General features: G+C 52.8%; 13 protein-coding genes. 2 read left to right on the top strand and 11 right to left on the bottom strand.

Annotated elements, in window-relative coordinates:
• Nucleotides 1–79: 79 nt before the first annotated feature.
• Both E6072_RS03640 and E6072_RS03645 read left to right on the top strand, forming a co-directional pair.
• Nucleotides 80–3,331, top strand: a complete 3,252-nt coding sequence (locus tag E6072_RS03640; protein ID WP_316693807.1) for an FtsK/SpoIIIE domain-containing protein — start codon at nucleotides 80–82, stop codon at nucleotides 3,329–3,331.
• A 185-nt stretch (nucleotides 3,332–3,516) separates the two neighbouring features.
• Entirely contained in the window at nucleotides 3,517–3,765 is a 249-nt protein-coding gene (locus tag E6072_RS03645; RefSeq protein WP_022865014.1) for a WhiB family transcriptional regulator, read from the top strand.
• A 145-nt stretch (nucleotides 3,766–3,910) separates the two neighbouring features.
• On the opposite strand, the gene smpB is transcribed toward E6072_RS03645, so the two are convergent.
• The 11 genes from smpB to pgsA form a co-directional block, all read right to left on the bottom strand.
• On the bottom strand, nucleotides 3,911–4,426 hold the full coding sequence (gene smpB, locus E6072_RS03650; RefSeq protein WP_316693810.1) for an SsrA-binding protein SmpB: 516 nt from the start codon (nucleotides 4,424–4,426) through the stop codon (nucleotides 3,911–3,913).
• Nucleotides 4,427–4,452: 26 nt separating this feature from the next.
• The gene (locus E6072_RS03655; protein WP_316693812.1) at nucleotides 4,453–5,772 is read right to left on the bottom strand and encodes a peptidoglycan DD-metalloendopeptidase family protein; all 1,320 of its coding nucleotides are present in this window, start codon (nucleotides 5,770–5,772) and stop codon (nucleotides 4,453–4,455) included.
• Nucleotides 5,773–5,774: 2 nt separating this feature from the next.
• Complete coding sequence (gene ftsX / locus E6072_RS03660) at nucleotides 5,775–6,689, bottom strand: permease-like cell division protein FtsX (protein WP_316693814.1); 915 nt, start codon at nucleotides 6,687–6,689, stop codon at nucleotides 5,775–5,777.
• 8 nt (nucleotides 6,690–6,697) lie between these two features.
• Nucleotides 6,698–7,390, bottom strand: a complete 693-nt coding sequence (ftsE, locus tag E6072_RS03665) for a cell division ATP-binding protein FtsE (protein ID WP_024058531.1) — start codon at nucleotides 7,388–7,390, stop codon at nucleotides 6,698–6,700.
• 108 nt (nucleotides 7,391–7,498) lie between these two features.
• Complete coding sequence (gene prfB, locus E6072_RS03670) at nucleotides 7,499–8,620, bottom strand: peptide chain release factor 2 (protein ID WP_316693816.1); 1,122 nt, start codon at nucleotides 8,618–8,620, stop codon at nucleotides 7,499–7,501.
• Between the two features lie 41 nt (nucleotides 8,621–8,661).
• A complete protein-coding gene (locus E6072_RS03675) occupies nucleotides 8,662–9,141 on the bottom strand; it encodes a nicotinamide-nucleotide amidohydrolase family protein (protein ID WP_316693819.1) in 480 nt (159 codons plus the stop codon).
• Nucleotides 9,142–9,170: 29 nt separating this feature from the next.
• Nucleotides 9,171–9,755: a regulatory protein RecX gene (locus E6072_RS03680; protein ID WP_316693820.1), complete on the bottom strand. Its 585-nt coding sequence runs from the start codon at nucleotides 9,753–9,755 to the stop codon at nucleotides 9,171–9,173.
• 20 nt (nucleotides 9,756–9,775) lie between these two features.
• A complete protein-coding gene (recA, locus tag E6072_RS03685) occupies nucleotides 9,776–10,849 on the bottom strand; it encodes a recombinase RecA (protein ID WP_316693822.1) in 1,074 nt (357 codons plus the stop codon).
• 268 nt (nucleotides 10,850–11,117) lie between these two features.
• Nucleotides 11,118–11,372 carry a DUF3046 domain-containing protein gene (locus E6072_RS03690; RefSeq protein WP_316693824.1) on the bottom strand — a complete coding sequence of 85 codons (255 nt, stop codon included), beginning with the start codon at nucleotides 11,370–11,372 and terminating at the stop codon, nucleotides 11,118–11,120.
• 4 nt (nucleotides 11,373–11,376) lie between these two features.
• A complete protein-coding gene (locus tag E6072_RS03695; protein ID WP_316693942.1) occupies nucleotides 11,377–11,697 on the bottom strand; it encodes a helix-turn-helix transcriptional regulator in 321 nt (106 codons plus the stop codon).
• Nucleotides 11,698–11,874: 177 nt separating this feature from the next.
• Entirely contained in the window at nucleotides 11,875–13,134 is a 1,260-nt protein-coding gene (pgsA, locus tag E6072_RS03700; protein ID WP_316693825.1) for a CDP-diacylglycerol--glycerol-3-phosphate 3-phosphatidyltransferase, read from the bottom strand.
• Between the last annotated feature and the right edge of the window lie 4 nt (nucleotides 13,135–13,138).

A 13,138-nucleotide genomic window follows, 5' to 3' on the forward strand; every position in this document is an offset into this window, starting at 1 on the left:
TTCCTTTTCCATGAGGAGTTATCCACAGCCTAAAAAATCAATCTGGCTAAGCAGTCTTAGCGGCAGTTAGATTGGCCAAGTGGAGTTGGAATCAGTGCGGCAAGCCTTAGCTGCTCCTTGCCATTTGCAGATAGAACGCGGCCCGGCTGCCGGCTTAGTGTTACCCTTCGCGGGCAACTATTGCGCGCTGGGAAGACTGCAACTGCACGACCGGGCAGTATCACGCGAACACCTATTGTTTATCTCTCAGCCAGACAAACTGCGGGTTCGGGATCTCGGTTCAGCTAATGGCACTTTTCGAGGCGTAACTACTTCCTGCTTTTCGCGGATCCGCCAGGAGCAAGAGATCGGGACATCTTCTAGGATTCGCGCCGGGAACACGGTGTTAAAGGTTTCCCCGCGCCCGCGCAACCTGCAAGTCCCCCGTCCTCGCCCGCAGATGCAATTGGGGTCTTGGCGGCAATGGCTGTTCTTACCCATGCTGGTGTTCTTGCCATTCTCGCTTATTTCTCTCCTCCGGATTCCTCCGCTAGCGGGAATACTGATTTTTACCGGCATTGCGACCTTGGGATTTGGGGTTTGGTTTTATCGCCGCCCCCGCCCGGTAAGTCCCGCGCAGTTGCTGCTGGTTGCTAGTCAAGCCGAACGCCCCTCCTGCCCGCCTGCCTCCTTTAATGATTCCGGCGAAGTGGGCGCCTGGATAGGCCCGCATCGGGTTATCCGCGCTAAAGGAGGAGATAAAGTCTGCTTTACCGGTACCTATGCCCGCGAACGCGCCCTGTGGTGGGCAGCACAACTAGCCTGGCAAGAAGGAGCCCGCTACCGGCTGGATTTAGCAGTCACCGCGGCAGATTTCATCTGTGGAAGCACAGACCATCCCGCAGATGGCTATAGGGATAGCGAGGATGCTCCTGACGAGGACGTGCTAGCTGCCCCAGATTATCCAGACACGCTAGCAGGGAACTCGCAACGCTCACTTCCGCGAGTAGTACTGGTTTCTCCCTCCCAAAAACCTGTAGGTAGCAAAGATAATATTTGGGTTACCTGGGCGAAAACTCCCGGTCAGGCTCCGGTGTGGGCGAATCGGATTGTGCCGGTACCCGGCCACCGGCACGCTACCGCTCACGCTGATTTACCGAGCCGGTTCTGGTGCGAATTACTTTGGCGGGATCACGCTGAAGAATCTGCCAGCAAACTCGCTGATAATGTTCCTTTTGAGCAGCTGTGGCCGCAGATTATCGGTACAGGTGCAGCTTTGGCCACGATTACAGACAATTGGAAACATTCTCAGGGTTTGCTGGCTCCCGTGGCTCGCGATGCCCAGGGAGTCAGCTACTTGGATTTGGTTAAAGACGGACCCCACGCCCTCTTGGCTGGAACCACCGGGGCGGGTAAATCGGCAGCCTTGACCACCTGGCTGCTTTCCATGGCGCTATCTCATCCCCCCAGCAAACTGCAATATGTGCTGGTGGATTATAAAGGAGGGGATGCTTTTAAAAAACTGCAGTCCCTCCCGCACGTTTTGGGAATTTTAACGGATCTGGAGCCGGCGCTGACCAGACGGGCTATCTTATCCTTGAACGCCGAGATTAAATACCGAGAACAACACCAGAACCCGCAGCATCCGCGGATTGTGGTAGTGGTGGACGAGTTTCGAGTACTAGCTACCGACCACCCGGATTTACTTGATTCTTTAATCCGGTTAGCGACTTTGGGGCGCAGTCTGGGGATTCATTTAATTTTGGCTACCCAACGTCCGGCAGGGATCGTGGATGGACAAATCAAGTCGAATATGGGATTGCGGATTTGTTTACGGGTGTTAGAACCTGCAGATTCTACAGATGTATTAGGAGACAGTCGGGGCGCTAAGTTACCGGCGATTGCCGGGCGCGCTTGGATAACCTCTGCCAGCGATGCTTCCGGAAAGCTGGTGCAATTTGCTTGGATTCCGCATGCTGAGCAGGCCGTGCAACTAGCGCAGTTGTGCCGCGCGGCTTGGCACCCTCCCTGTCCACCCAGGCTTCCCTGGTCTGCTCCCCTGCCTCGCCGCATCACTTTGCCGCAGCTACCACCAGCAGATGACAAAGTAGTTTTGGGGTTGGGTGATTATCCGCAGCGTCAATGCACTTCCCCTTTAACGCTACCGGGACGGTTTTCTCTGCAGGTGGTAGGTTCGGCTGGGTCTGGTAGAACCACTCTAGCTTTGATGTTGGCTTTACAACTGGCCAATCGAGGACGGGAAGTCCACGTTATTTGTACCTCGCCGCAACAATTCTTTGGACCATCGTTTAGCGAAACTCATCAGGAAACTTGGCCGGGAACTATTGCCACTACCCCGCAGGTGAGCTTGCAGTTATTAAAACTGGCCAGTCGGGGACAGCTTTCAGGGACACTAATTATCGATGACTGTGAAGATCTGCTGGACTCACTCGAGCGCACCTACGGCCCGCTAAGCGGAAATGATTGGTTGGCCTCGATTTGCCGACAAAGCGAAGCGCTAGGGATTTCGCTGCTAGTAGTCTCCGGTCCGTCTATGGCTTCTTCGCGGCTATTTCAAGGATTAAAAACCCAAATAGTGGGGGGAATCCGTGACGGAGTGCAGGCTGCCCAAGCCGGTTTTACCCCCCAGGTTTTAGAACAGATTAGCGAAGCGGGGATCTTTGTATTTTCCCCGAGCCAGGAAGCGACCCCGTTTAGGGCGGCCTTGCCGCCGATTCCCGAGGACGAAAACTACTTAAACTGCCCCCAAACACGTCTGCGAGCTCTACCTGCTCTCTTTCACCTGTCGAACTCACAAAACCACCAAGAACCGGAAAATATTCTTGCTTTAGGATTATCCGGATCGCTGCCGTTAGGAAGAGACGATTATGAGCAAGATTGGTTAATAATCGGCGCCAATGGTTGCGGGAAAACCACTACCGTTAACCTACTAGCCAGTTTTTTACCTGATCACGAAATAGTTGAGGATTTAAACGCTCACGATCGCCGACTTACCTCATCTGCAGAGGTGACCGTGTCTCCTCCCCAGGAACCAGGAAAGGTATCAGCGCCCTCGTCGCGAGATCCGGATGACCATTTCAGGAGGAAGCCAATGATTGCTTCTGTCAGTCCCGAGGTTCTGCAAACTTCTTTTTCAGGGCCACTTTCTGAGCTACGCCAGCGAGCGATTCTGGTAGTTTTAGGCAGTGCCGCGCAGTGTCGTCCTTTCCTCAAGGGAATAGATTCCCAGGCTCTTCCGGATCAAATTGGGTTAGTTCCGGGACGCGGGATGATAATCAAAAAAGGTAAAGGTTTCGCCATCCAAGTGGCTGTTTCTTCTAAACTTCGCTAAAATTTACTTCTTTTGTGATCGGTTACACGCAAAAACACCGGCTCTGAACTGTTAAAACCCTTGATTTATCTGTTCGTAACTAAAAAAATAGTAAGTAGCAAAGGAGCTGCCCGCTAAGACAGAGTTCTATAAGGGCAGTTACCCGCAAAATCGTTACCTATCGTTAACCTTAAAAGGAGACGCAGATGGATTGGCGTTCACGCGCAGCCTGTCTTGAAGAGGATCCGGAACTCTTCTTCCCGATCGGAAATACCGGCCCCGCTATCGCCCAGGCAGAGCGTGCAAAAATGGTTTGTGCGCGCTGCGAAGTAGAGTCAACCTGCCTGGCTTGGGCTCTTGATAACAACCAGGATGCCGGAGTCTGGGGTGGAAAGAGCGAAGATGAGCGGCGCAGTATGCGGCGCCGCAAGGCTCGTGCCCGTCGCGCCTGCTAACGGAAATACCAAATAATAACTCTCTGTTAACCTTGCCTGCCAGCAAGTTAACAGAGAGTTTTTGTATTGTGCTTCCAGCGGTCTTGAATCGCTCCTCCCCAGATTTGCAGGAGGGCACAGCGCGATCGGCGACTTAAACCGGGAGCTAGCCCGCCGGCGAGCGCCGATTCCAATCTTTCATAGCTCGTTGAGCTTCGCGTTTATCCTGCTGCTCGCGCAAGGTTTGCCGTTTATCCCACTCTTGTTTACCGCGGGCGAGCGCAATTTTCACTTTCACCCGACCGCCGGAAAAATAGAGCTCCAAAGGAACAATCGTATGTCCCTTAACCGCAACTTGACCGCTCAACTTATCTATTTCTCTACGATGTAATAGCAGTTTGCGTTTACGTAACGGAGCATGATTCGACCAAGTACCGTTAATGTACATGGGAATATGAGCATGCTGCAGCCAGGCTTCCCCGCGGTCAATCTCCACCCAAGATTCAGTTAAAGAGGCTCTGCCCATACGTAAGGATTTCACCTCGGTACCGGTAAGTACCAGACCTGCCTCATAGGTTTCTTCAATAAAAAAGTCATGCAGCGCCTTTTTATTGCGTGCAATCATCTGCACGCCCGCCTGGGAAGCAGCCGGCGCGCCCTGACCCTTGTTTTTCTTACTCATAGCGTTCCTACGCTATCGCATAATTGCTAAGGAAGCGGTATGGGATTTATTACCGAACCGTTCTTCCACAGCTCAAAATGCACGTGACAGCCAGTTACCCTACCGGTAGCACCGGTATAGCCAATCAGTTGTCCCTTAGCCACCCGCGCTCCCGGGCTCGTAGCAAAGTGAGTCATATGGCGATAAACACTGATCCAGGAATTGCCTCCCAGCATCCCATGGTTAATCGTCACCGTATTCCCCCCAGTACCTTCATAACGGGTAGAAACCACGGTGCCATTGGCCGATGCATACTGCGGCACCCCACAGGCAGCGTGAATATCGGCTCCCATATGCAAACGCCGCTGCCCGGTCACCGGGTGAATTCGGTATCCAAAGGGAGAAGTAAGGTACATTCCCCCCTTAATCGGGGCTTGAAAAATCCCTCCGGAGCCAAAACCGGCACTGCTACTACCGGCATTTCCTCTGGGGACATTGCGGCTATTATTGGCGCTCCGAGCATTTTTGGCTTTCCGATTTTGGGCATCAATCTGCCTAATCCTCTCCTGTGCCTGTTGTTGCTCCTTTTCGGCTTGCGCTAGCTGTTTCGAAATCTCACCTTTCTTAGCTGCTAGCTCGCCTTCGCGCTGTTTCTTTTGTTCCAGAGTCTGATTTAGCTGCGCAAGTTTTGTCTGCTTCGCGGTCTTAGCGCTCTGGGCAGCCTGCAAAGCCGCATCGGCCTCTTCCTTTAACTTGCGAACTTGAGCAGTTAGTTCGCGCTGCTCCATTTGCGCGTTTTTTTGCCCCACAATTTGGTTCTGCACATTTTTCAAAGAATCAGATTGTAGCTGGGCAGCCAGTTGTGCATTACGGGCATAGGTACTTAAATCCCCGCTGTCCTTATCGGAAATGAAAAACTCGAAAGATCCCCCCACAGTCGGGTTGGTGTAGGTTTCTCGCGCCACCCGCCCGATATTGCTCAAGTTTTCACTTTCTTGTTCTTGCGAGACCGCCAGGGCTTGTTCCACCCGTTTCAGTTGCGCACTAGCCACATCCAAATGGTCTTGCGCCTGGGCTTGCTCGCGTGCCGCGTTGGATTGTACTCGCACTGCCTCGTCATAGGCACCCTGGGCAGTTTTTTGCGCTTCCTTGGTATTTTCCAGGGCGATCACTGACTCAGCTAAATCCGCGCTGACGTCCTCCAAAGAAGCCCGTAGCTGCGCCGCCTTACTGGAAGCGGCTTTTTCTTTATCCGCTGCCTTTGAGCGATCGGAAGCCAGAGCAGTACTGGAGGCACCCGCCAGCACCAGGGCTCCAGTTACTAACGTGGCACTAAGGATTTTTCCTACACGTGTTCTAAAAACCATAGCTACACCTTTGCGTATTTAGCTAAGGAAGCAAGGGAAGCAATAATCGAAAGTACTAAGGCCGCCACCACGATAATGCCGGACAAAATCGCTACCTCGCGCAGATTTACGAATTGGATGAAAGGAATGGTCTTTTGTAACCACCCTTGCACCAGGTATTTCACGCCCGCGTATAGAGCCCCGCAAGCCAGTAAGGCGCCCAATAGTGCACACAGCGCACCCTCGATCATAAAGGGTAGTTGGATAAACAACCCGGAGGCACCTTCCATCCGCATAATCTCGGTTTCTTTTTGCCGCGACATGGCCGATAGCCGAATAGTGGTTACAATCAGCAAGATCGCCGCAATCGCCATCACCGCCGCCAATCCCCAGGAAATCCGACTAGCCTGGCTAAACAGATTCATTAGCGGTTTAACCAACTGAGATTGGTCTTGAACCTGTTCTACCCCCGGCTGCCCCTCTAGCTGGGCTGAAACAATCTCGTACTGGGACGGATCCTTCATTTTTATCCGAAAAGCCTGGGGTAACATTTCCGGTTTAGTGGCTTGCCCTAAAGTGGTATCCCCATATTGCTTTTGAAAATCCGCATACACCTGATCGTGATTCTGGAAATCGTAATGGTCAATATAGGACGCTAGAGTTCCGTGTTCCAACTCGTCGCGGACATCTTGAATCTGCTGCTTAGTAGCTTGTTGACCGTTACAGTTGCCCACCTGGTCGTCCTGAGCGCACATATAGACGCTCACTTCCACCTTGGCGTACCATTCCTTTTGCATAGCAGAAATCTGCATCTGGGAAAGGCCACCTACCCCCACAAATAGCAGGGAAATAAAGGTCACCAACACCACCGAAATGGTCATCGCCATATTATGTCCCAGCCCGGAAAAAACCCGGCCAAGGATAAACCGCAAACGCATTTCTTCTCCTAGCTTCGACTCGATCCGTACACGCCGCGATCCTGGTCGCGCACGATTTCTCCATCCACAAGTTCAATCACTCGTTTGCGCAATTGATTGACAATTTCATCGTCGTGAGTTGCCATCACTACCGTGGTGCCCGTGCGGTTAATCCGATCCAGCAGACGCATAATCCCCAGTGAGGTTTTCGGATCCAGGTTTCCGGTAGGCTCATCCGCCAGCAATATCTCTGGCCGATTAACCATCGCGCGGGCGATCGCTACTCGCTGCTGTTCGCCTCCAGATAGCTCATAGGGCATCCGTTTTTCTTTACCCTCTAACCCCACCAGCGATAACACTTGGGGTACTTCCGTTTTTATAGCGTGACGAGGGCGCCCAATCACCTGCATTGCTAAGGCCACATTCGCTTCCACAGATTTGTTATCTAGCAGGCGAAAATCTTGAAAAACTGTACCAATTTGGCGTCGCAACTTCGGAACTTTCCACCGGGAGAGCCTGCCAACATCCTTTCCCAACACCGTCACGGTGCCTTCAGTGGGGCTGTTTTCGCGGTAAATCATAGTTAGAAAAGTAGACTTCCCCGAACCTGATTTACCCACGAGGAAAACGAACTCTCCTCGCTCTATATTGGTGCTCACGTGGTTTAACGCGGGGCGTGCCCCCCGTTTATAAACCATTGAGACGTCGTCAAAAGTAATCATGCATCCCCCACTAGCTGTTGAAAGCCTCCGGCACTGACCAACTTAACGCCTAGGGACGCGGCATTGGTGCTTACACGCCGATTAGGGGACGCTTAGTGCTTTGACGTGCTAGTTCTCACTTTCTTCCTGGGCTTTACGCCACCGGATCCCCGCATCTAAGAAAGTATCGATATCTCCATCCAATACCGAATCTACCTGCGATGATTCTTCTAGAGTACGCAGGTCTTTAACCATCTTATACGGGTGCATAACATAGGAGCGCATCTGGTCTCCCCAGGAGGCTTTTACCTCTCCGGCCAGTTCCTTCTTCTTGGCTTGTTCTTCCTCATGTCGCAACTGCAAAAGCCGCGATTGTAATACTCGCAGCGCCGCCGCCCGGTTTTGGATCTGGGACTTTTCGTTTTGCATACTGACTACGATCCCGGTAGGAATATGAGTCATTCGTACCGCCGAGTCGGTAGTATTTACCGATTGCCCACCCGGACCAGAAGAGCGGAATACATCTATGCGCAAATCGGATTCTGGAATCTCAATCTGGTCATCGGATTCAATTAGGGGAATCACTTCTACCGCGGCAAAAGAAGTTTGCCGGCGTGACTGATTATCGAAAGGACTTTGTCGTACCAGGCGGTGGGTTCCGGCCTCCACTGATAAAGTCCCATAGGCATAGGGTGCGTCAATTTGGAAAGTAGCGGACTTGATTCCCGCTTCCTCCGCATAAGAAGTATCCATCACCTGGGTGGGATAGCCGTGGCGCTCCGCCCAACGTAAATACATTCGTAACAGCATTTCCGCAAAATCTGCGGCGTCTACTCCCCCAACTCCGGAACGGATAGTAACTACTGCCCGGCGTTCATCGTATTCACCGGAAAGCAGGGTTTGAACCTCTAGTTCCGCGAGCTCTTTATTTAGTTTTTCAAGCAGAGTGCGCAGCTCAGATAAGACTTCTTCGCGATCTTCCCCCAGCTCTTCGCCCGCCATAGTTTGCAGGGTTAGAGCATCCTCTACGCTTTGATCTAAACGTTCTACCTGGTCAAGACGAGATTTTAGGTGAGAGAGCTGCGAAGTTACTTGCTGAGCATGATCAGGGTCATCCCATAGATTAGGGTCTACGCTGGCTTGTTCCAGTTCTTTTATCTGGGCGCCCAACTTTTCAGGATCAGTAACTGCCCGAATCTTCTCTAGAGTAGTTTGCGCCTTAGCCAGTTGCTCTTCGTAATCGTATGCCACGCTTCTAGGTTACCCGAGGAATCCGCACCTCCCACAAGCGCTTAGCTTAAAGCCTCAATCGCCAGCTGGAGGACGGCCGCCACCGTTTGCAGGCGAATCTGGTTGCGATCTCCGGATAAAGATAGCTCCGTGGTTGCTCCTCCGGCGGGAGTTGCAACCGCAATGAACACCGTACCGGCACTATGTCCGTCTTGGCTGCCCGGTCCGGCCACTCCGGTAGTAGCCACAGCCACATCAGTAGAAAATAGTTTCGCCGCACCCAACGCCATTTCTTCGGCCACCACCGGATCTACCGCTCCAGTTTCTTGGAGACGAGAACGCGAAACCCCCAAGACTTCGCTTTTCGTGCGGGTCTGGTAGGTGGCAACTCCCCCGGCTACCACGTCGGAGGCTCCGGCAATATCACATAGAGTTGCGCATACCAGCCCGGCAGTCAGGGATTCGGCGCAGGCGATCGTGTAGCTCTTTTCGCGCAGTATCTCTTGTAAGCGGCGCGCTAGCGTATCTAGTTCTTGGTTCATAGTTCCATCATGGCACGAGCCGGCTTTGCCTATTCGGTTTCGAAATCTCTATCTGCCAATACTTCGCGGGTAGCTTGGCGACACTGACTGGACGAGTATCCTTTGCGAGCTAAAAACGAACCTATCCGGCGCATTGCCTGCGGATAGGAAACATTATGCAAAGAGCGCGCCTTTTTTTCCGCTAGCATCCGAGCGCTATGCACCTCTTGTTCCGGGCAAATCTGCGCTAAGGCCTCTTGCTGCAGGTCAGGGGCAATACCTTTCCGGTTTAACTCCTGAACTAAAGCTCTACCTACCAGGCCGCGTTCTTGAAAGCGGGTTCGCACCAGCATAGCGGCATATTCGCGGTCATCTAGCAGTCCCACTTCACTAAAACGAGTGATTATTTCGTCAGCAATCTCCGGAAGGAAACCCGCCTTAGTGAGTTTTTGGCGAATCTGGGAACTGGAGGCAGCGGTACGGTCTAAAACTCGCAGCGCCGCCTCCCTGGCCGCAGCTAATGCGTCAGCTCTAGGAAGCTCAGCATTTTTTTGCCGCCGCGCCGCCAGATTGGGACTATTTTTTCGGCGACGGGGAAGGCCAAAATCACTTTCCGGATCTAAATATTTAACCATGAAGATGAAGCTAAACAGCCCTACTTGTCACTAGCGGGAGCTTCATCAGCGGCAGCTTCGGCAACATCTTCTTGAATAATGCCGACAGCTTTCAAAATCTTTTCTTCGATTTCATCCGCTAGTTCGGCATTATCCTTCAGATACTGCCGCACGTTTTCTTTCCCTTGCCCCAATTGGTCGCCCTCATAGGTGTACCAGGCGCCCGATTTGCGCACGATACCCAGATCGGTAGCCAAGTCGATAATCGAGGCTTCGCGAGAGATCCCTTCCCCATACATCAGGTCGAACTCGGCAGTCTTGAAAGGCGGCGCCATCTTGTTCTTTACCACTTTCGCGCGGGTGCGCGAACCAATCGGCCCTGAGGAGTCCTTTAAAGTTTCAATCCGGCGCACATCAATGCGCACCGAGGCGTAGAACTTCAGGGCTTTACCCCCGGTAGTAGTTTCCGGCGAGCCGAAGAAAACCCCGATCTTTTCCCGCAACTGGTTAATGAAGATCGCGGTGGTGCCGGTGGCAGATAGCGCCCCGGTCATTTTCCGCAATGCCTGGCTCATTAAGCGTGCCTGTAAGCCTACATGGGAGTCTCCCATTTCCCCATCGATTTCTGCCTTGGGAACCAGCGCTGCTACCGAGTCGATAACTAAAATATCGATTCCTCCCGAACGCACCAACATATCGGCGATTTCCAGCGCCTGTTCCCCGGTGTCAGGCTGGGCAACCAAGAGTTCATCCGTATTGACCCCTAGTTTCTTGGCATATTCAGGGTCGAGGGCGTGTTCGGCATCAATAAAAGCGGCATTCCCGCCGGCCTTTTGGGCGGCCGCCACCGCGTGCAAGGCTACGGTGGTTTTACCGGAAGATTCCGGGCCGTAAATCTCGATGATTCGTCCCCGAGGTAATCCGCCCACCCCCAGGGCGATATCTAAGGCCACAGAACCAGTTGAGATGACTTCTACTTGACGATGAGTGTTTTCCCCTAGGCGCATCACTGAGCCTTTACCGAATTGCTTATCTATTGCCGCTAGCGCCATATCTAGGGCTTGTTCCCGGTTTCCACCTGCATTTACTTGCCGTTTTGCGGTCTTTTTTGCCATGGTGCTTATCCTTTCTGGTTCTCTCCGAACTACTGCTGGGCTGGCCTGGGTTTTGCCTTGGGGTTCCCCTCTCCGAGGCTCCAAGCTAACGCTACGTACGGCCAATTACGTTTAACAGCTTGGCGATAATCCGCAAGGGAAAAATCACCGACTGCGCGTCTGAGTACAACTGTACCTAGCGAACAGATGTTCGACAAACTGAAATGCGAAAAAAATAATATAAGCCGGCTAAAACTACTAACTCGGCGCAAATAACCCTATTCTCCCGTTAGTTCCTTAACAGTCCTTTACGCGCGAGCTCATTTAAAGTTCTCCGATCAGCGCGATGGATAAACCGTAGCTGCGGATCACTATCGGTTTGCGCCAATAGGCAGTCCCAAATCTGCTGGGGATTTTTTCCTGCAGCTAAAGCCTGCGCGGCAGTAGAGTGCATTTCGGGTAAATATAAATCTGAAAGTAAAGATGCCCCGAAAGCCGATCCGAAAACGGCTTTCAGGGCAAAGTCAAACTCTGAGCGTTTCACCTGGCTAAACTACCGAATGCACCGGCACTTCTGGCACCTGGCGGCGCACAGAGAGCCCCTCTGCTACCGCTACTCGTAACGAAACTTCGCGCAACACCATTGCCATCGGCACCTCGAGAGCATTACAAATCGCGGCTAGCAGTTCCGAAGAAGCTTCTTTTTGTCCGCGCTCTACCTCTGAAAGATATCCCAAAGACACCTGGGCACTGGTGGAAACTTCCCGTAAGGTGCGCCCCTGGGAACGGCGTACCATCCGTAGAACTTGTCCAATCTCTTCGCGCAGCAACGGAGTCTTGTTCCCCAAATCTTTGCTTGTCATATCCATAGCATATCCCCCTATCTGCTGCCCGTGCCCGGATTTCCTATCTTGGTCAAACCCGGCAGGTGTCTTTTGATTCTCTCTTGCATTCACACTGGTTCCAACACCATCTTCGCGGGATTCATTCCATATATCGACTAATAGTGCCAGTGTTCACAGCTAAGTGACCTACGTGACTGTAAACTATTTCTTCTTTTGCCGGCGCAGTTGCGAACGGGTCATTGCAAACCGGGGCGTTTCCGCGGGAGCTGAACCAGATGTTTCTGCCCCGAGGCTTTCCCCCGCAGGCGCTGGCTCGCTGTGGGGCTCAGGGCTAGCGCTGGCTGCCGACAAATCTGGGATTCTCCCTTGCGCGGGGGATTGCTGGTTAGCCTGCGAACCCTCTTGCTGCTCATCGTGGGGCGAGGCTTGCCCTCCAGCTTCTTGCGCCTGCCGGGGCCGGCGGGTACGCCGCGAGGGAAACTTGGCGGCATGGTCTCCCCCACTCTCGGGCTCGCCTTCTTTAGCTTCCTTTGAGGAGGCAACATCGAGCGTGTCCTCAGGGGAGACCGAGACTTCTTCGCCCTTGTCTTTCGGATCGCTTACTTCTGGTTCCTGTGCCGTGGCAGGTGCCGTCCGATCCTTAGCGGTTTCCTGCGCTTTGGGGTTTTTGCGCCGACCAGCGCGCTTTGCCCGCGGTTCCCAGGTCTTCTTAGCTGCTGGAGCATCGTCATCTAGAACCAGTTCACTATCAGTTTCTTGCCCACCTTCGCCGAGCTCTGCAGTATCCGTGCCGGACTTAGCCAGTGAAGTATTCTCCTCGCCCTTATCGTCACTGCCCGCTGCTTTAGCTTGTTCTTTTTGATTGTCGTGAGCATCCAGGAAGTAGACCAGTCCCGAAAGCACCGTGGCCACGAAAGCGGCAATCAAAACCGCAATCGCCAAATACATAACCACCACACCCACCTGGGTGTTAAACGGGTAGCAAATCCCCGCTAGCATCCACAAGAACACCATTAGGATCTGCAAACTGGTCTTGATTTTCCCGCCTTTAGAGGCCGGCAAAACTACTCCCGAACGCAGCAGATACATGCGCAGCAGAGTAACCGCCACCTCGCGTAAAATCACGACTGCAGTAAACCACCACCACAGGTTCTGGAATAGGGAAAGTAAAACGAAAGCCGAAATCATCAGCGCTTTATCCGCGATCGGGTCAACTAGCTTCCCAAAATCACTAACCACTTGCCAGCGGCGCGCCAGTTTACCGTCTAGATGGTCGGTATAGGCAGCTATACAAAAGACCACCAAAGACACGATTAACAGGGATACTGACCCCCGCATATGCTGCATAATCATCAGGGCAATAAAAACTGGCACCAAGATAATTCGCGCAACTGTTAGGGCATTCGGAATAATTTGCCGCCACTTTTCCGATGAAGCTGCGGGCTTTTCTTTACTTTCCATCAAC

The organism is Varibaculum cambriense (genome assembly GCF_032557235.1).
In the GTDB taxonomy this organism is placed as follows: Bacteria; Actinomycetota; Actinomycetes; order Actinomycetales; family Actinomycetaceae; genus Varibaculum; species Varibaculum cambriense_C.